The organism is Pantoea sp. UBA4549, from assembly GCF_002387285.1.
Classification (GTDB): Bacteria; Pseudomonadota; Gammaproteobacteria; order Enterobacterales; family Enterobacteriaceae; genus Pantoea; species Pantoea borealis.
The window spans coordinates 211,189-228,877 of sequence record NZ_DGLH01000015.1 but is presented as its reverse complement, the minus strand read 5'-3'; the positions used below and the strand labels follow the sequence as shown (position 1 = coordinate 228,877).

The window sequence follows — 17,689 nt, the reverse complement described above, 5'->3', positions numbered from 1 at the left end:
CGTATGAGCCCGGAAAATAGCGATCCACTAATTCTTGTTGTTGAAGATGAACCCAAGCTGGCGCAGCTGATGATCGATTATCTGCAGGCGTCGAACTATCGCACGCATCATATTGCCAGTGGCGGCGAAGTGCAGGCCTGGCTGCAGCACACTACGCCCGCGCTGATGCTGCTCGACCTGATGCTGCCGGGCTGCGACGGTATGACGTTGTGCCGCGAAATACGCCGCAGCTCCGACCTGCCAATTATTATGGTCACCGCCCGCACCGAAGAGATTGACCGCCTGCTGGGGCTGGAGACCGGCGCGGATGACTATATCTGCAAGCCGTTCAGCCCGCGCGAAGTGGTGGCGCGCGTGAAAACCATTCTGCGCCGCGTGCGTAAATCGCCGGAAGAGACGCAGCAGGCGTCGCTGCTGATGATTGACGAAGGTCGCTTTCAGGCCAGCTGGCGTGCCGCTCCGCTGGAGCTGACGCCGGCAGAGTTCCGCCTGCTGAAAACGCTGTCGCTGGAACCCGGCAAAGTGTTTTCCCGCGAGCAGCTGCTGAATCAGCTTTATGATGATTACCGTGTAGTGACCGACCGTACTATTGACAGCCATATCAAAAACCTGCGCCGCAAGCTTGAGGCGCTGGATGCCGATCAGCCGTTTATTCGTGCGGTATATGGTATCGGCTATCGCTGGGAGGCGGATATGTGCCGGCTGGCATAGCCTGTTATTGATCCCGATCAATTTACTTCACTCCGCACCCTGCCTACAATTCCCGCCTCTTTTGCAGAGCCGCACGCTGCGGCTTCTGCTGCGGCCATCCGCGATGGCCAGCTGACCTGACATCAGTGAGTCTTCCATGTTTAAACCTGAACTGCTCTCCCCGGCGGGAACGCTGAAAAATATGCGTTACGCCTTTGCCTACGGCGCTGATGCCGTTTATGCCGGGCAGCCGCGCTACAGTCTGCGCGTACGCAACAACGAATTCACACATGACAATCTGGCGCAGGGGATCGCTGAAGCGCACGCGCTGGGTAAAAAATTCTATGTGGTGGTTAATATCGCGCCGCATAACGCCAAACTGAAAACGTTTATTCGCGACCTCACACCGGTGGTGGCAATGCAGCCGGATGCGCTGATTATGTCCGATCCGGGGCTGATTATGCTGGTGCGCGAGGCGTTTCCGGCCATCTCCATCCACCTTTCCGTGCAGGCCAACGCCGTCAACTGGGCCACGGTAAAATTCTGGCAGCAGATGGGGCTGACGCGCGTCATTCTGTCACGCGAGCTTTCGCTGGAGGAGATTGCGGAGATCCGCACGCAGGTGCCGGAGATGGAACTGGAGATCTTTGTTCACGGCGCGCTCTGCATGGCCTACTCCGGCCGCTGCCTGCTCTCTGGCTATCTCAACAAACGCGATCCAAACCAGGGCACCTGTACCAACGCCTGCCGCTGGTCGTATAAGGTCTCCGAAGGTCAGCAGGATGAGGTCGGCAATATTACCGGCATGCATGAGCCGTCCGGACAGCAGGCTCCCGTGCCCGGCCACAACGCACCAACCGACCGGCTGTTTCTGCTGGAAGAGAAAATGAAGCCCGGCGAGGTAATGAGTGCCTTTGAAGATGAGCACGGCACCTACATCATGAACTCAAAGGATTTGCGTGCGGTGGCGCACGTGGAGCGGCTGAGCGCGATGGGCATCCACTCGCTGAAAATTGAAGGACGCACCAAATCATTCTACTACTGCGCGCGGACCGCGCAGGTCTATCGCCGCGCCATCGATGACGCCGCAGCGGGTAAACCCTTTGATACCTCTCTGCTCGCCACGCTGGAAGGTCTGGCGCATCGGGGTTATACCGAAGGCTTTCTGCGCCGCCACACCCATGACAGCTACCAGAATTATGAGCAGGGTTTTTCCGTTTCTGAGCGCCAGCAGTTTGTGGGCGAGTTTACCGGCGAGCGGCGCGGTGACTGGGCGCAGATTGCGGTGAAAAACAAATTCCTGCAGGACGATGCGGTGGAGATCATGACGCCGCAGGGCAACCTGACCTGCACGCTGGAGGCGATGCAAAACGATCGCGCTGAAGCGATCGGCGTTGCACCCGGCGACGGTCATCGGGTCTGGATCCCGGTGCCGGCAGACGTGGATCTTACCTTTGCACTGCTGCTGCGCAATCTCCCTGAAGGCAACACTACCAGCGATCCGCACGGCAAAAATCGCACAAAATGAAAAAAAGGCGGCGAAGTTAGAACAGGATCACAGACGGTCGCAACGCCGCGCTTTAGAATCGCGCCTGCTGCTAATGAGTAACAATATCCAGCATGCACGACCAGGAACCACCTCATTTACCCGCCCGGCTCCCCCGCGCGGGTTTTCTTTTTTCAGCGCCTGCCGATAAAGTTCCCGCCGCAGCTATGCTATAACCACATCCCTGTCTCACGTTTCAAGGAACTGAAGATGCACACTACACCGCTCACGCTGCTGATCCTGAATGGAAAAGGCGCCGGCAATGAGGATCTGCGCGCGGCCGTTAATACGCTGCGCGAAGAGGGCTTTAATCTGGCCGTGCGCGTCACCTGGGAAAAGGGTGATGGCGATCGCTATGTACAGGAAGCGGTTGCTCTGCAGGCGGAAACCGTTATCGCAGGTGGCGGCGACGGCACCATTAATGAGATTGCCACGGCGCTGGCTGCCGTGCCCGACGCCTCGCGTCCGGTGCTCGGTATTCTGCCGCTGGGCACCGCCAACGATTTTGCCACCAGCGTGGGTATTCCGGCTGAAATGGAGCCGGCGCTGCGCCTTGCCGTAGTGGGTAAAGCCACCGCTATCGATCTGGCACGGGTCAATGGCGACCGCTATTTTATCAATATGGCGACCGGCGGCTTTGGTACGCGCATCACCACCGAAACGCCGGAGAAGCTGAAATCCGCGCTGGGAGGCGTCTCTTACTTTATTCACGGTCTGATGCGCGTGGATGCGCTAAAACCTGACAGCTGTGAAATCAGCGGGCCCGGTTTCAGCTGGCAGGGGGACGCGCTGGTTATCGGTATCGGCAATGGTCGCCAGGCGGGTGGCGGACAGCGCCTCTGCCCGGATGCGCTGATCAACGATGGTCAGCTTAACCTCAGCATCGTGACCGCGCAGGAGCTGCTGCCAACGCTGTTCCATTCGCTGACGCGCGATGATGAGAACCCTAATATTGTGTCGGCTCAGCTCGACTCCCTGACCATTCGCTCGCCGCATGAGATGACGTTTAATCTGGACGGTGAACCGCTGAGCGGCAGTGAATTCACCATTGACGTGCTGTCGGGGGCAATCAGCTGTCGCCTGCCGCCACAGTGTGCGCTTCTGGCGTAACAACGGGCGTGCGTAACATCAGGGGCGCATCAATGCGCACCCTGTGACTTGCAGGGTCGCCACACCCGGCGACCTCCTCAAAAGCCGCTCTGCAGTCAGGGCGACTGGCTTAACCCTCCGCATCACACCTTCATCCAGCGCCGCTCAGCCGCCGAAACTGCGATGGCTTCCAGCACCTTTTGTACCTGTAACCCTTCGGCAAAGTCCGGCCACATACGATCGCCCGCCGCGATGCCGTTGATCAGGTCGCGGATCTCCACGGTTTTCTGGTCGTTAAAACCAATACCGTGTCCGGCAGAGACGCAGAAGCTGGCGTAGTCCGGATGCGCCGGCCCGGTGAGCAGCGTTTTAAAGCCCTGCCGCCCGGCAGGCTCATCGTGGAGATAAAGCTCCAGCTCCGCCATGCGCTCCTGGGTATAACGCAGCGTGCCCCGGGTGCCGGTCACTACGTAGGTCAGCCCCATTTTGCTGCCGCAGGCGATGCGTGAGGTCTCAATAACCCCGTGCGCGCCATTTCTGAAGCGCAGCAGCGCGCTGGCCTGATCTTCATTCTCTACCGGCAGCAGACGCGCAGGATCTTTAGGGTCGGGCCGCTGCGTGATAACCGTCATCATGTCACCGCTGACTTCCTCGATGTCGCCCACCAGATAGTGCGCCATATTGACGATGTGCGCTGCCAGATCGCCCAGCGCGCCCAGCCCCGCCAGTTTTTGCTGACAGTGCCAGTCCAGCGGCGTCTGCGGGCTGGCGAGATAATCTTCGTTATGGGTGCCGTAAAAATGCACCACGTCACCAATCTCGCCGCGCGCAATGATCTCCCGCGCCAGCTGGCTGGTCGGGTTTTTCATGTAGTTAAAGCCCACCAGCGTTTTTACACCTGCCCGCTCTGCGGCCTGTACCATCTCCTCTGCATCCGCTACGCTCAGCGACAGCGGTTTTTCCGAGTAGACATGTTTGCCGTGGCGAATCGCCTCCAGCGCCATCTCTTTATGCAGGAAGTTGGGCGCGCAGATATCCACGACATCGATCTGCGGATCGCTGACCAGCTCGCGCCAGTCGCCGGTGGAACGGGCAAAGCCAAACGTGGCGGCCTGCTTTGCCGCCAGGGCCGGGTTTACTTCAGCCAGCATCTCACGCACGATCTCCCCCTTCAGGGCAAATACCGTGGGTGCCTGCGCATAGGCGATAGCGTGACACCGCCCGATATATCCGCTGCCAATCATTCCGATTCTGACTCTGTTCATGCTGCACCCGTGAAAAGTAGAGAAGGTTTCGCGGAATATATGTTTCATATTTCGGCGCCACAATGGCGAAATGAAATATCTGTGATCATTGATGTGGGGCACACGACAAAATCAGCAATTACCGCTGTAAGTTTGCAGTACTTTGGTGATATTCCTCACATTGTGTCAGGGAGTGGCGGTTTATTCAGCAGTTGGTGAAAATTTTGCAAAAGGGCTTTGACACGCAGCAGGCTGCCCGATATTATGCGCCCCGTTCCACACAATTCCTCTGTAGTTCAGTCGGTAGAACGGCGGACTGTTAATCCGTATGTCACTGGTTCGAGTCCAGTCAGAGGAGCCAGATTCTTAAAAAGAGCAGCCTGTAAGGCTGCTCTTTTTATGCCTGCGTACTATCCGCCTGCGTCCTACCACCAGTGATGAAAATGATGCACCGGCCCGATGCCCTTTCCTGCCTCCAGTGAATCGGCCTGCAGCAGCGCCTGCTGCAGCCAGCCTTTTGCCGCTGCCACTGTATCAGCCCAGCTCTCATGCCGTGGTCGCAGCGCCGCCAGCGCTGCCGACAGTGTACAGCCGGTGCCGTGGGTATGACGCGTCGCCACGCGCGGCGCCGTAAAACGGGTGCGTCCGCTGCGGGTGATCAGCCAGTCAGGGCTCTCTGCATCCTCCAGATGGCCGCCCTTCATCAGCACCGCTGCACAGCCGAGATCCAGCAGTCCCTCCCCCTGCTGCAGCATGGCGCGCTCATCCCGGGCAGGTGCCGTTTCCAGCAGCGCCGCCGCTTCCGGCAGATTAGGCGTGATCAGTGAAACCTGCGGCAGCAGCCGCTCACGCATCGCTGCCACCGCCTCGGGGGCCAGCAGCGCATCGCCGCTTTTGGCAATCATGACCGTATCCAGCACCACAAACGGCAGCCGCGCACGCGCCAGTTTTTCTGTTACGACCTCCACGATATCGCTCCCGGCCAGCATGCCGATTTTCGCCGTATCGATACGGATATCGCTCAGGACCGAATCGAGCTGTGCGGCGACAAACGCCGGGGAAAGATAACAGACCGACTGCACGCCGCAGGTATTTTGTGCCACCAGTGCGGTAATGACGCTGGTGCCGTAGGCGCTGAGTGCAGAAAAGGTTTTGAGATCGGCCTGAATCCCTGCGCCGCCGCTGGGATCGGTGCCGGCAATGGTCAGGGCATTTATACGGGGCAAGCCGCGCGGCAAAGCAGAGAAAGGGTGGGTCATCATAGCGCTCCTGTCAGGCGTACAGGAAGGCGAATGCGCGCAGGCATCTGACTTCCCTACGCTGGCATTATCCAGATCAGGTAATACGGGTATTTCTCAGCCTTCACAAAGAAGGGCACCCCGAGTCATGGTGTCTGTTACGACACACCGGCAGCTTAGGGGAAGCGATCGCCTGAAGCAAGCCACAGAGAGCAGAAACATTGATCTGCGCGGTTGCAGAGGCAGACAGACCGCTGGGGTGACCGGTTTATTGATACAGCGCAAGCCGCGATAACGCTGCTGCGTGCTTAATCTGCTGCCGGACCACCCTGCCGGATATCACCATGATTAACCTGCTGCGCCATCTTATTCCGCACGCTCACCGCTGGCATCAGATTACAATCAGCCACCCCGGCGTTCTGAACCCTGCCGGACGTTACTGCCTGGCCACCTGTATCACCGCACGCTGTCGCGGCTGTGGCGCGCGGCTGCATAAGCTTTACTACCACGACCTCAGCGATAGCGAAGCACGCCGCTGGCTTGGCTGATTAACGGCAAAAAAAAGCCCCGCAGCAAGGTGCGGGGCGCAGGCCGGATAACAGAATTGAATTTACTGTGCCGGCTGGGTGCGGATCAGATAATCAAAGGCGCTGAGTGATGCTTTAGCGCCCTCGCCGCTGGCGATGATAATCTGCTTATAGGGCACCGTGGTGCAGTCGCCGGCGGCAAACACGCCTTTCAGGCTGGTTTCGCACTTCGCATCGATGATCACTTCACCCATGCGGTTACGCTCTATCGCGCCTTCAAGGAAGCCGGTATTAGGCAGCAGACCAATCTGTACAAAGATGCCGCTCAGCGCCAGCTCGTGCGTGGTCTGCGTGGTGCGATCCAGATACGCCAGGCCGGTGACTTTGCTGCCGTCGCCTTTGACTTCGGTAGTCTGGGCGTTGAGGATCACGTCGACATTTTTCAGGCTGCGCAGTTTATCCTGCAGCACTTTGTCGGCACGCATCTCACCGGCAAATTCCAGCAGCGTAACGTGCTCAACGATACCGGCCAGGTCGATGGCCGCTTCCACGCCGGAGTTACCGCCGCCAATGACCGCGGTGCGCTTGCCTTTAAACAGCGGGCCGTCGCAGTGCGGACAGTAGGTTACCCCTTTGGTACGATACTGATCTTCGCCCGGTACGCCCATGTTGCGCCAGCGCGCGCCGGTGGCGATAATGATGCTGCGTGATTTCAGCACCGCGCCGGAAGCGGTTTCAATAGCGTGCAATCCCCCTTCCTGCGCGGCCGGGATCAGTTTAATCGCGCTCTGCGTGTCAATCACATCCACCGCGTAATCATCGACGTGCGCGCGCAGTGAACCCGCCAGCTTCGCACCTTCTGTTTTGGGTACAGAAATGTAGTTTTCAATATCTACTGTATCCAGTACCTGGCCGCCAAAACGCTCGCCCATCAGGCCGGTGCGAATACCTTTACGCGCGGAGTAGATAGCGGCCGCGGCGCCTGCCGGACCACTGCCGATGATCAGGACTTCATAAGCGTCACGCTTGTTCAGCTCTTCTGCCGCACGCTTATCAGCGTTGGTATCTACTTTTCCGACGATTTCAGCCAGGCTCATGCGGCCCTGACCAAACTCTTTGCCGTTAAGGTAGACAGCCGGCACGCCCATGACGTTGCGCTCGGTGATTTCATGCTGGAACACGCCGCCATCGATGGCGGTGTGGCTGATACGCGGGTTAAGCACCGCCATCAGGTTCAGCGCCTGCACCACGTCCGGGCAGTTGTGGCAGGAGAGCGAATAGTACGTTTCAAAGTGCAGATCGGTATCGAGTGAAATAACCTGATCCAGCAGGCTTTGCGCCTCTTTAGAGGGATGTCCACCGGTCTGGAGCAGGGCCAGCACCAGTGACGTAAATTCATGGCCCATTGGCGAACCGGCAAAGCGCGGACCGCTCTGGCTGCCTGGGTTGGTAATCAGAAACGATGGCTTGCGGACCGGACGATCGTTCTCTTCACGGAAGCTGACTTTGTCAGAGAGCGCAGCAATGTCTGCTAACAGCGTACGGATCTCTGCAGATTTAGCGCCCTCATCCAGGGTAGCAATCAACTCAACCGGTTTCGTTAGTTTCTCAAGGTAAGCCTTAAGCTGGGTTTTTAAATTGGTGTCGAGCATAGTGAGTTCCTGTGAAGAAAATCGGGTGCCGCAGCACCCGATAAAAAAGAGACCGAATGGTGTCAGGTAACTTAGATTTTACCAACCAGGTCCAGTGACGGAGCCAGCGTGGCGTCGCCTTCTTTCCATTTAGCCGGGCAGACTTCGCCTGGGTGAGAGGCCACGTACTGGGCGGCTTTCACTTTGCGCAGCAGGTCAGATGCGTCACGGCCAATACCTTCAGCGGTGATTTCGATCGCCTGGATGATGCCTTCAGGGTCAACGATGAAGGTACCGCGATCGGCCAGACCTTCTGCTTCACGCATGATTTCAAAGTTGCGGGTCAGCGCGCCGGTTGGATCGCCGAGCATGGCATACTGGATTTTGCCGATGGTCTCGGAAGAACCGTGCCAGGCTTTGTGGGTAAAGTGCGTGTCAGTAGAAACAGAGTAGATATCTACGCCCAGTTTCTGGAACTCTTCGTAGTGGTCTGCAACGTCACCCAGTTCAGTCGGGCATACGAAGGTGAAGTCAGCCGGGTAGAAGAAGAAAACACTCCATTTACCTTCAACGTCTTTCTCGGTTACGTCGATGAATTCGCCGTTTTTGAACGCTGCGTTTTTGAACGGTTTAATTTTGGTGTTAATGATTGACATAGTGACCTCCGTTAAAAAGATGTGATGCAGGCTACAGTTTTTTCGGGCCAGGTGCTAATACGCAGACGTTATCACTCAGATAAACAAAAGCTATCAATGCAGCGAGACCAGATCCGGTGCGGCTTGCCGCGGCATTCTACACAGAAAAGCGGCGGCGATAACAGGCTTTCTCAGAATGCGGCAAAACTGCTATTTTTTTTACAGGCTGGTGCGTATGACCGCGTGCCATAAGCGATGCTTGCGATTCAGGAGACCCCGCACGTGAATATCCGACCTTTTCAGGAGAGCGACCGTCCGTTTCTGCGCACGCTGTTTCTCGCCGCGCGCCGGCACAGCTGGACATGGCTCAACGGTGATGACTGGCAGCTGGAAGATTTTGATGCGGTGATCCTGGGCGAAACGGTGCTGGTAGCGGAGATAAACGGCGAACGCGCGGGTTTTGCCGGTATTCTGGACAACGATAATTTTCTGCACAGCCTTTACGTTGACCCGGCGCATCAGGCTCAGGGGGTGGGCAGCGCGCTGCTGCAGCGGGTTACAGCACGCTTTACCTCAACCGGCGCGCTGAAATGTCTGGCAGAGAACCGGGCCGCGCTGGCGTTCTACCAGCATCACGGCTGGCAACGTGTCGCCAGCGGTGAAGGCGAACAGGGTACCTATGTGCTGATGCATTATCCGCTGGCGGGACGCGCCAGCGAAACAGCGTAAGCTACACCGCCCGGAAGGCGATGTCGCCCGGGATAATCTCGCCCTGCCAGTAGAGCTGAGCGGCTACGCGCCCCGCCAGCTGGCGATAGAGCGCGGTAAACCCGCTCTCTGGCCGGCGGATCACCGTAGGCGTTCCGTCATCCAGGTCTTCCCGCAGATGAATATGCAGCGGCAGCTGTGCCAGCAGGCGGGTGTGGTAATCCTGCACCAGCCGCTCAGCCCCGCCGGTACCGAAGATTGGCTCGTGATGGCCACATTCACTGCAGATATGCATGCTCATGTTCTCCACCACCCCCAGCACCGGCACCGCCACTTTTTCAAACATCACAATGCCTTTGCGCGCATCCAGCAGCGCAATATCCTGCGGCGTAGTTACCACCACGGCGCCGGTGACCGGTACGCTCTGCGCCAGCGTCAGCTGTATATCCCCGGTGCCGGGCGGCATATCGAGCACCAGATAGTCGAGATCGGGCCACAGCGTCTCGTTGAGCAGCTGCAGCAGCGCCTTGCTCGCCATTGGCCCACGCCACACCATGGCGTTATCGTCCGTGACCAGATAGCCAATGGAGTTGGTGGCAAGCCCGTGCGCCATAATCGGGGCCATGTGCGTGCCGTCAGGCGACGTCGGACGCTCCGCTTCCGTTCCCAGCATGTTCGGGATAGAGGGACCATAGATATCCGCATCCAGCAGGCCCACGCGCGCCCCTTCCGCCGCCAGCGCCAGCGCCATGTTGACCGCCGTGCTCGACTTGCCGACGCCGCCTTTGCCGGAGCTGACCGCAATAATATTTTTCACGCCGTTCACGCCCGGCTGATTTTTTACCCGCTTCAGCGTGGCGATATCGTGGCGCAGACGCCAGTCGATAGCGCGTGCCTGCGTCAGACGCAGCAGCTCCGCGCTGACCTGCGCTTTAAGATCCTCAAATGCGCTATGCCAGACAAACGGCATAACCAACTCAATATGCAGTTTTTCATCCAGCAGCGCGACATGCCGCAGCGCTTTCAGCGTAGTGAGATTCTGCTGCAGCGTGGGGTGCGTAAACGCGCTCAGCACGCCGCTGACCGCGGCACGCAACGCTTCAGGTGAATGATAATCCCGGGATTGTGTGCTCATCCCCTCTCCTTATTTCATCATGACGCCAGAATGTAGCGGTATAAGGTCAATCATATCAGAGCCGCGCGGAAAAGAGCGCGACGCGCCTCCTGTGTTTACGCCGGAGGGTGCTTCGGTTACCATCTAACCCCCGATTTTTTATTAACGGAAAGCTACGCAAATCATGACTCAAGTCGCTAAAAAATTACTGGTAACGTGCGCCCTGCCGTACGCAAACGGCTCTATCCATCTTGGTCACATGCTGGAACACATCCAGGCTGATGTATGGGTCCGTTACCAGCGAATGCGTGGCAATCAGGTTTACTTCATCTGCGCAGACGATGCCCACGGCACGCCGATTATGCTGAAAGCGCAGCAGCTGGGCATCACCCCGGAGCAGATGATCGCCGATATGAAGCAGGAGCACGAAACTGACTTCGCCGGTTTTAATATCAGCTATGACAACTATCACTCAACGCATGCCGATGAGAATCGTCAGCTGGCTGAGCTGATCTACACGCGCCTGAATGAAAATGGCTTTATCAAAAAGCGCACCATTTCACAGCTCTACGATCCGGAAAAAGGGATGTTCCTGCCCGATCGTTTTGTGAAGGGCATCTGCCCGAAATGTAAAGCAGCCGATCAGTATGGCGATAACTGCGAAGTGTGCAGCGCCACCTACAGCCCGACGGAGCTGATTGAGCCTAAATCAGTCGTATCAGGCGCAACGCCGGAACTGCGTGACTCCGAGCACTTCTTCTTCGATCTGCCGTCGTTCAGCGAGATGCTGCAGGCGTGGACCCGCTCCGGTGCGCTGCAGGAGCAGGTTGCCAACAAGATGCAGGAGTGGTTTGAGTCGGGACTGCAGCAGTGGGATATCTCCCGCGATGCGCCCTACTTTGGCTTCGAGATCCCGGACGCGCCGGGCAAATATTTCTACGTCTGGCTTGATGCGCCAATCGGGTACATGGGCTCGTTTAAGAACCTGTGCGATAAGCGCGGCGATATCGACTTCAGCGAATTCTGGCAGAAAGATTCCGCGACCGAGCTCTACCACTTTATCGGTAAAGATATCGTCTATTTCCACAGCCTGTTCTGGCCAGCCATGCTGGAAGGCAGCGGTTTCCGCAAGCCGACCAATCTGTTTGTACATGGCTATGTCACGGTAAACGGCGCGAAGATGTCAAAATCGCGCGGCACCTTTATCAAAGCCAGCACCTGGCTGCAGCATCTCGATGCCGACAGCCTGCGCTATTACTACGCGGCCAAGCTCTCTTCGCGCATTGATGACATCGACCTGAATCTGGAAGATTTTGTGCAGCGCGTTAACGCTGACATCGTGAACAAAGTGGTTAACCTTGCCTCGCGCAACGCCGGTTTTATCACCAAACGCTTTAACGGTGAACTGGCTGCTGAACTCGCCGATCCGGCGCTTTATCAGACCTTTGTGGCGGCGTCAGAGAAGATTGGCGAAGCGTGGGCGAACCGCGAATATAACCGCGCCATTCGTGAAATCATGACGCTGGCCGATCTGGCAAACCGCTATGTTGATGAGCAGGCGCCGTGGGTAGTGGCGAAACAGGAAGGCCGCGACGCTGACCTGCAGGCGATCTGCTCAATGGGCATCAACCTGTTCCGCGTGCTGATGACCTGGCTGAAGCCGGTACTGCCGTCGCTGAGCGAACGTGCTGAGGCGTTTCTGCAGAGCGAACTGAGCTGGGATGGCATCGCACAGCCGCTGCTGAACCACCGTGTGGCACCGTTCAAAGCGCTCTACGGCCGCATTGAGATGGCAAAAGTGGAAGCGCTGATTGCGGCATCGAAAGAGGATGCAGCCGCGGCCAGCAAACCTGCCGTAAGCGGCCCGCTCGCTGACGCGCCGATTGGCGACACCATCACTATTGATGATTTCGCCAAAGTCGATATGCGCGTGGCGCTGATTGAGCAGGCGGAGCTGGTTGAGGGTTCAGACAAGCTGCTGCGCCTGCAGCTCGATCTCGGCGGTGAGAAGCGTCAGATCTTCTCCGGCATTCGTGCGGCTTACCCCGATCCTTCCGTGCTGGTGGGCAAGATGACCATTATCGTGGCCAATCTGGCGCCGCGTAAGATGCGCTTTGGCGTATCGGAAGGTATGGTGCTCTCAGCCGGCCCGGGCGGCAGCGATCTGTTCGTGCTCTCGGTGGACAGCGGCGCACAGCCAGGCATGCCGGTTAAGTAAGCTCTTTTCTTCGTTTACAGCCCTCTTCTTTCCGGAGAGGGCTGATTTTCTGCTTCTCCTCCCTTCGCGATCGCCTCTGTACGCTGATTCTGCAGCGCCAACAGACCTGCCTCTGTGTGACGTCTGGCACGCTAAGCGCGTAATGCGTATGATGTAAAACAGATGACCGAAGCCGGAGATGTCTGACGTGTTAACTGCCTGCTGGCGCTATCTGCGCGCCTTTATGATTATCTATGCCGCGCTCTATGCCGGTATCGCGCTCGCCGCCCTGCTTCCCTTTACTATTCCCGGCAGTATTATCGGTATGCTGCTGCTGTTTTTACTGCTGGGGCTGCAGATCCTGCCGGTTCGCTGGGTAAAACCCGGCTGCCATCTGCTGATCCGCTATATGGCGCTGCTGTTTGTACCGATAAGCGTTGGCGTCATCAGCTATACCGATGTGCTTTCCGCGCAGTTTGGTCCGATTGTGGTCTCCTGCCTCACCAGTACGCTGATGGTGCTGGTGGTGGTGGGTTTTAGCGCTGAACGCCTGCAGCGCCCGAAACAGGAGCAGCCGCATGAGTGAAGTCTGGTGGTCCCTGCCGCTGACGCTGGCTGCTTATTTTGTGGCGCGCCGGCTGGCGGCAAAGCTTAAAATCTCGCTGATTAACCCGCTGCTGGTAGCCATGGCCATCATTATTCCGGTGCTGCTGCTGACGCATACCCCCTATACGCGCTATTTTGCCGGCAGCGCACTGCTGAATCAGCTGCTGCAGCCAGCGGTCGTGGCGCTGGCGCTGCCGCTTTATGAGCAGATGCATCAGATCCGTGCACGCTGGAAAACCATCATCAGCGTCTGCTTTATTGGCAGCCTGACCGCCATGGTATCCGGCACTGCGATGGCGCTGTGGCTGGGCGCCACCCCGGAGATCGCTGCGACGCTCTTACCCAAGTCAGTCACCACCCCGATTGCGATGGCGGTCTCTGCCTCGCTGCACGGTATTCCGGCCATCAGCGCTATCTGCGTGCTGATCGCAGGCGTATTTGGTGCCGTTTTCGGGCACATGCTGCTGAACCTGCTGCGCATTCGCAGCAAAGCATCGCGCGGCCTGGCGATTGGCAACGCGTCACACGCGCTGGGCACGGCGCGCGCGGCGGAAATCGACTATCAGGAAGGGGCGTTCAGTTCACTGGCGCTGGTGATCTGCGGCATCATTACCTCGTTACTGGCACCGTTTATCTTTCCGCTGCTGCTGGCGTGGTTTGGCTGAAAGTTTGCGAGAGATCTCGCAAAGTTGAAACAACTCAATCAGCTTGCATTGTCATAGCGACATGGATCACATATAACTCAGCAGGCGGCGCCCCGCCGCTGATGAGTTAATGAGGCCTGACACCATGCACCCACGATTCTCTTCCGCTTTCTCCGACCTGCCGACTGCTCTGCAGCAGGCGCTGCAGCCGCTGCTGGACGCGCCCGATTTTCACGGCGTGCTCCGCCCTGATGAGTTGATACAGCTGCAGCAGGTGACCGGACTGGAAGAGGATGCACTGGCGCTGGCGCTCCTGCCGCTCGCCGCCTGCTGTGCGGTTGCGCCGCTCTCCCGCTTTAACGTTGGCGCTATCGCGCGTGGCGTCAGCGGCCACTGGTATTTTGGGGCGAATATGGAGTTTCGCGGCGCCACGATGCAGCAGACGGTGCACGCTGAGCAGAGCGCGATTACCCACGCCTGGCTGCGCGGTGAAACGGCGCTGGCGGCCATCACCGTAAACTACACGCCGTGTGGCCACTGCCGTCAGTTTATGAATGAGCTGAACAGCGGTACGGCAATCCGTATCAGCCTGCCGGGACGCGAAGTGAGCACGCTGGCGCACTACCTGCCCGATGCGTTTGGTCCTGCTGACCTTCATATTGCAGAGCGGCTGATGACGCCGGTTGACCATGCCTTTGCCCCGGCCGGCGATGCGCTGCAGCAGGCGGCCATCAGTGCCGCCAGTCAGAGCCACGCCCCTTACAGCTACAGCTATAGCGGTGTGGCACTGGAGAGCCGCAGCGGCGCAATCTATAGCGGCCGCTATGCGGAAAATGCCGCGTTTAATCCCAGCCTGCCCCCGCTGCAGGCCGCGCTGATCCTGATGAATATGCATCATGAACCGCTGGAGACCATCTGCCGCGCGGCGCTGGCTGAGTCCGCGCAGGGTGCGCTGACGCAGGCGGATGCGACGCGCGCGACGCTCGCCGCGCTTGGCTGCCACGCGCTGACGATTACTTTAGTTTCAAAAACATCCGTTTAGTGATCCTTTTACCGCTTTTGTGACCTGCTGTTAACAAAAGCTGTACATCTGCCGGAATTTTCATAGGATCGGGCGCCAGACCTTTACACTAATCAGATCTGGCGTGAGCTTTTCGTCGCGATACGTCAGCAAACACTGCAACCGGAGCAAACATTGCATGGAACTCGAGTACGAAAGTAAACGTCCGCTCTATATCCCTTATGCGGGTCCGATTCTGCTGGAATTTCCGCTGCTGAATAAAGGCAGCGCTTTCTCACTGGAAGAACGTAACGAATTCAATCTGAATGGTCTGCTGCCGGATGCGGTTGAGACCATTGAAGAGCAGGCGGAACGCGCCTGGCGTCAGTTTCTGGATTTCAAAAACAATAACGACAAGCACGTCTATCTGCGCAATATCCAGGACACCAATGAAACCCTGTTCTACCGCCTGCTGGATAATCATCTGGAAGAGATGATGCCGATTATTTATACCCCGACCGTGGGTGCAGCGTGTGAGCATTTCTCTGAGATCTACCGTCGCGCGCGCGGCGTGTTTATCTCTTACAACAATCGCGATCGCATTGAAGACATGCTGCAGAACGCTACCAAGCAGAATGTGAAGGTCATTGTGGTAACGGATGGCGAGCGTATTCTTGGTCTTGGTGACCTCGGTATCGGCGGCATGGGTATTCCGATTGGCAAGCTGTCGCTCTATACCGCCTGCGGCGGCATCAGTCCGGCCTACACCCTGCCGGTGGTGCTGGATGTCGGCACGAATAACCCGCAGCTGCTCAACGATCCGCTCTATATGGGCTGGCGTCATCCGCGCATTACCGGCGAAGAGTATGAGTCGTTTGTGAATGAATTTATTCAGGCGGTGAAACGCCGCTGGCCAAACGTCCTGCTGCAGTTTGAAGATTTTGCACAGAAGAACGCCATGCCGCTGCTGCAGCGCTATCGCGATGAAATCTGCTGCTTCAACGATGATATTCAGGGCACCGCAGCCGTTACCGTAGGCACACTGATTGCCGCCAGCCGCGCTGCAGGCAGCCGCCTGTGCGAGCAGAAAGTGGTCTTCCTCGGCGCCGGTTCTGCAGGCTGCGGTATTGCTGAACAGATCATTGCGCAGATGAAATCTGAAGGACTGAGCGATGAGGAAGCGCGTTCGCGGGTCATGATGGTTGACCGCTTTGGTCTGCTCACCGACAAGCTGCCAAACCTGCTCGATTTCCAGAGCAAACTGGTGCAAAAAAGTGACAATCTGAAGGCGTGGGACGTCACCAGCGATACAATTTCGCTGCTGGATGTGGTACGCAACGCACAACCCGATATTCTGATCGGCGTATCGGGCCAGCCAGGCCTGTTCACCGAAGAGATCATTCGCGAGATGCACAAGCACTGCAAACGCCCTATCGTGATGCCGCTCTCTAACCCGACGTCACGCGTGGAAGCGACGCCGGCAGACATCATCGCCTGGACCGACGGCGCCGCGCTGGTTGCAACCGGCAGCCCGTTCTCACCGGTAACCTGGAAAGGCAAAACCTATCCGATTGCCCAGTGCAATAACTCCTATATCTTCCCGGGTATCGGCCTGGGCGTGATTGCCGCAGGCGCAACGCGCGTGACCGACTCCATGCTGATGACGGCCAGCCGCGCGCTGGCTGACTGCTCGCCGCTGGTTAACGACGGCGAAGGCCCGGTACTGCCGGAGATCAAAGATATCCAGGGCGTCTCCAAACTGATTGCGATGGAAGTCGGCAAAGCAGCACAGCTGGCTGGCGTTGCCGTGGTGACGTCGGAGGATGTGCTTTCTAAAGCAGTTCACAACAACTTCTGGCTGCCACAGTATCGTCACTATCGCCGTACCTCTATCTGATGTATAGCGTGCCGGATTTCGATCCGGCACTGCCGAAAAAAACATCAGCCAGCCGGGGTGAGCTTGCTTAGCTGCCCCGGCTCAAGTAGCCTTGAAGCACCCTGAATCCTGCCTGTTGAGTTGCCGCGCGCATGCTGAAACGCGTTTTCTTTGCTCTGATCATCATCATCTTAGCGATGGTGGCGACCGCGCTTGGCTTTGATCGCTGGATCAGCTGGAAAACCGCGCCGTTTATCTATGAAGATGTTGCCTCGCTGCCGCATCGTCAGGTTGGCGTGGTACTGGGCACCGCAAAATATTATCGCACCGGCGTTATCAATCAGTATTACCTCTATCGCATGCAGGGCGCGCTTAACGCTTATAACAGCGGCAAAGTTAACTACCTGCTGCTGAGCGGCGACAACGCTCAGCAGAGCTATAACGAGCCTGCCACTATGCGGCGCGACCTGATTAAAGCCGGCGTCGATCCGTCTGATATCGTGCTGGATTATGCCGGTTTTCGTACGCTCGATTCGATTGTGCGCACGCGTAAGGTGTTTGATACTAACGACTTTATTATCATTACCCAGCGCTTTCACTGCGAACGTGCGCTCTACATTGCGCTGCACCTTGGCATTCAGGCACAGTGCTATGCCGTACCCTCACCGAAAAATATGTTGTCAGTACGCGCACGCGAAGTCGGTGCCCGGCTGGGCGCGATGGCCGATCTCTATCTGATGAAGCGCGAGCCGCGTTTTCTCGGACCGCTGGTGCCGATTCCGGCAGTGCATACGGTGCCGGAAGATGCGCAGAGCTACCCGGCGGTCACGCCTGAGCAGCTGCTGGAGCTGGAAGAGAAGCTGCGTAAATAGCGTCTGCTGAGGTAAGCGGCAGGCCGCCGGCCATAAAAAAAGGCTGCGTCAGCGCAGCCTTTTTTCGTTATG

16 protein-coding genes, 1 tRNA gene and 1 riboswitch are annotated in these 17,689 nt (G+C 57.8%); of the genes, 12 read left to right on the top strand and 5 right to left on the bottom strand.

Annotation, left to right across the window (positions count from 1 at the left end; genetic code table 11):
• The first annotated feature begins 3 nt into the window (after nucleotides 1–3).
• The 3 genes from baeR (at nucleotide 4) to yegS (ending at nucleotide 3,346) form a co-directional block, all read left to right on the top strand.
• Entirely contained in the window at nucleotides 4–711 is a 708-nt protein-coding gene (gene baeR / locus B3041_RS15110; RefSeq protein WP_065648899.1) for a two-component system response regulator BaeR, read from the top strand.
• A gap of 136 nt (nucleotides 712–847) precedes the next feature.
• Nucleotides 848–2,218 (top strand): tRNA 5-hydroxyuridine modification protein YegQ, encoded by a 1,371-nt coding sequence (gene yegQ / locus B3041_RS15105; protein WP_292976429.1) that lies wholly within the window; start codon nucleotides 848–850, stop codon nucleotides 2,216–2,218.
• A 228-nt stretch (nucleotides 2,219–2,446) separates the two neighbouring features.
• On the top strand, nucleotides 2,447–3,346 hold the full coding sequence (gene yegS, locus B3041_RS15100; protein WP_065648897.1) for a lipid kinase YegS: 900 nt from the start codon (nucleotides 2,447–2,449) through the stop codon (nucleotides 3,344–3,346).
• A 122-nt stretch (nucleotides 3,347–3,468) separates the two neighbouring features.
• Here yegS and B3041_RS15095 read toward each other — a convergent pair whose 3' ends face one another.
• Complete coding sequence (locus B3041_RS15095) at nucleotides 3,469–4,590, bottom strand: Gfo/Idh/MocA family protein (protein WP_065648896.1); 1,122 nt, start codon at nucleotides 4,588–4,590, stop codon at nucleotides 3,469–3,471.
• 264 nt (nucleotides 4,591–4,854) lie between these two features.
• On the opposite strand from B3041_RS15095, the gene B3041_RS15090 reads away from it, so the two are divergent.
• Nucleotides 4,855–4,930, top strand: a tRNA-Asn gene (locus B3041_RS15090).
• A 64-nt stretch (nucleotides 4,931–4,994) separates the two neighbouring features.
• Here B3041_RS15090 and thiD read toward each other — a convergent pair.
• A complete protein-coding gene (gene thiD, locus B3041_RS15085; RefSeq protein WP_292976583.1) occupies nucleotides 4,995–5,795 on the bottom strand; it encodes a bifunctional hydroxymethylpyrimidine kinase/phosphomethylpyrimidine kinase in 801 nt (266 codons plus the stop codon).
• A 69-nt stretch (nucleotides 5,796–5,864) separates the two neighbouring features.
• A riboswitch (TPP riboswitch) is annotated at nucleotides 5,865–5,961 on the bottom strand.
• Between the two features lie 190 nt (nucleotides 5,962–6,151).
• Between thiD and B3041_RS15080 the strand changes: the two genes are divergently transcribed.
• On the top strand, nucleotides 6,152–6,355 hold the full coding sequence (locus B3041_RS15080) for a hypothetical protein (protein WP_292976425.1): 204 nt from the start codon (nucleotides 6,152–6,154) through the stop codon (nucleotides 6,353–6,355).
• Nucleotides 6,356–6,417: 62 nt separating this feature from the next.
• On the opposite strand, the gene ahpF is transcribed toward B3041_RS15080, so the two are convergent.
• Together ahpF and ahpC are read right to left on the bottom strand one after the other, a co-directional pair.
• Nucleotides 6,418–7,986 carry an alkyl hydroperoxide reductase subunit F gene (gene ahpF, locus B3041_RS15075; RefSeq protein ID WP_292976422.1) on the bottom strand — a complete coding sequence of 523 codons (1,569 nt, stop codon included), beginning with the start codon at nucleotides 7,984–7,986 and terminating at the stop codon, nucleotides 6,418–6,420.
• 71 nt (nucleotides 7,987–8,057) lie between these two features.
• Nucleotides 8,058–8,621 carry an alkyl hydroperoxide reductase subunit C gene (ahpC, locus tag B3041_RS15070; RefSeq protein WP_065648894.1) on the bottom strand — a complete coding sequence of 188 codons (564 nt, stop codon included), beginning with the start codon at nucleotides 8,619–8,621 and terminating at the stop codon, nucleotides 8,058–8,060.
• Nucleotides 8,622–8,882: 261 nt separating this feature from the next.
• Between ahpC and B3041_RS15065 the strand changes: the two genes are divergently transcribed.
• The gene (locus B3041_RS15065; protein WP_292976418.1) at nucleotides 8,883–9,329 is read left to right on the top strand and encodes a GNAT family N-acetyltransferase; all 447 of its coding nucleotides are present in this window, start codon (nucleotides 8,883–8,885) and stop codon (nucleotides 9,327–9,329) included.
• 1 nt (nucleotide 9,330) lies between these two features.
• Here B3041_RS15065 and apbC read toward each other — a convergent pair whose 3' ends face one another.
• The gene (apbC, locus tag B3041_RS15060) at nucleotides 9,331–10,443 is read right to left on the bottom strand and encodes an iron-sulfur cluster carrier protein ApbC (protein WP_065648893.1); all 1,113 of its coding nucleotides are present in this window, start codon (nucleotides 10,441–10,443) and stop codon (nucleotides 9,331–9,333) included.
• Nucleotides 10,444–10,606: 163 nt separating this feature from the next.
• On the opposite strand from apbC, the gene metG reads away from it, so the two are divergent.
• From metG to sanA, 6 genes are all read left to right on the top strand, one after another.
• Nucleotides 10,607–12,640: a methionine--tRNA ligase gene (gene metG, locus B3041_RS15055; RefSeq protein ID WP_292976415.1), complete on the top strand. Its 2,034-nt coding sequence runs from the start codon at nucleotides 10,607–10,609 to the stop codon at nucleotides 12,638–12,640.
• A gap of 178 nt (nucleotides 12,641–12,818) precedes the next feature.
• Nucleotides 12,819–13,205, top strand: coding sequence for a CidA/LrgA family protein (locus B3041_RS15050; protein WP_039385425.1), 387 nt, complete (start codon nucleotides 12,819–12,821; stop codon nucleotides 13,203–13,205).
• The gene (locus tag B3041_RS15045; RefSeq protein WP_292976412.1) at nucleotides 13,198–13,890 is read left to right on the top strand and encodes a CidB/LrgB family autolysis modulator; all 693 of its coding nucleotides are present in this window, start codon (nucleotides 13,198–13,200) and stop codon (nucleotides 13,888–13,890) included. The genes B3041_RS15050 and B3041_RS15045 overlap by 8 nt, the downstream gene beginning before the upstream one ends.
• 124 nt (nucleotides 13,891–14,014) lie before the next feature.
• Nucleotides 14,015–14,911, top strand: a complete 897-nt coding sequence (gene cdd / locus B3041_RS15040; protein WP_292976409.1) for a cytidine deaminase — start codon at nucleotides 14,015–14,017, stop codon at nucleotides 14,909–14,911.
• A gap of 157 nt (nucleotides 14,912–15,068) precedes the next feature.
• On the top strand, nucleotides 15,069–16,766 hold the full coding sequence (locus B3041_RS15035; protein WP_065648888.1) for an NAD-dependent malic enzyme: 1,698 nt from the start codon (nucleotides 15,069–15,071) through the stop codon (nucleotides 16,764–16,766).
• 131 nt (nucleotides 16,767–16,897) lie between these two features.
• Complete coding sequence (gene sanA / locus B3041_RS15030; protein ID WP_292976405.1) at nucleotides 16,898–17,617, top strand: outer membrane permeability protein SanA; 720 nt, start codon at nucleotides 16,898–16,900, stop codon at nucleotides 17,615–17,617.
• Nucleotides 17,618–17,689: the final 72 nt, after the last annotated feature.

What these genes read in the sequence shown, in the direction of transcription:
- B3041_RS15080 (WP_292976425.1), top strand. Translation starts at nt 6,152, where the DNA reads ATGATTAACCTGCTGCGCCATCTTATTCCGCACGCTCACCGCTGGCAT.
- ahpF (WP_292976422.1), bottom strand. Translation starts at nt 7,986, where the DNA reads ATGCTCGACACCAATTTAAAAACCCAGCTTAAGGCTTACCTTGAGAAA.
- yegS (WP_065648897.1), top strand. Translation starts at nt 2,447, where the DNA reads ATGCACACTACACCGCTCACGCTGCTGATCCTGAATGGAAAAGGCGCC.
- B3041_RS15095 (WP_065648896.1), bottom strand. Translation starts at nt 4,590, where the DNA reads ATGAACAGAGTCAGAATCGGAATGATTGGCAGCGGATATATCGGGCGG.
- baeR (WP_065648899.1), top strand. Translation starts at nt 4, where the DNA reads ATGAGCCCGGAAAATAGCGATCCACTAATTCTTGTTGTTGAAGATGAA.
- metG (WP_292976415.1), top strand. Translation starts at nt 10,607, where the DNA reads ATGACTCAAGTCGCTAAAAAATTACTGGTAACGTGCGCCCTGCCGTAC.
- cdd (WP_292976409.1), top strand. Translation starts at nt 14,015, where the DNA reads ATGCACCCACGATTCTCTTCCGCTTTCTCCGACCTGCCGACTGCTCTG.
- B3041_RS15035 (WP_065648888.1), top strand. Translation starts at nt 15,069, where the DNA reads ATGGAACTCGAGTACGAAAGTAAACGTCCGCTCTATATCCCTTATGCG.
- B3041_RS15050 (WP_039385425.1), top strand. Translation starts at nt 12,819, where the DNA reads ATGTCTGACGTGTTAACTGCCTGCTGGCGCTATCTGCGCGCCTTTATG.
- sanA (WP_292976405.1), top strand. Translation starts at nt 16,898, where the DNA reads ATGCTGAAACGCGTTTTCTTTGCTCTGATCATCATCATCTTAGCGATG.
- apbC (WP_065648893.1), bottom strand. Translation starts at nt 10,443, where the DNA reads ATGAGCACACAATCCCGGGATTATCATTCACCTGAAGCGTTGCGTGCC.
- ahpC (WP_065648894.1), bottom strand. Translation starts at nt 8,621, where the DNA reads ATGTCAATCATTAACACCAAAATTAAACCGTTCAAAAACGCAGCGTTC.
- B3041_RS15045 (WP_292976412.1), top strand. Translation starts at nt 13,198, where the DNA reads ATGAGTGAAGTCTGGTGGTCCCTGCCGCTGACGCTGGCTGCTTATTTT.
- yegQ (WP_292976429.1), top strand. Translation starts at nt 848, where the DNA reads ATGTTTAAACCTGAACTGCTCTCCCCGGCGGGAACGCTGAAAAATATG.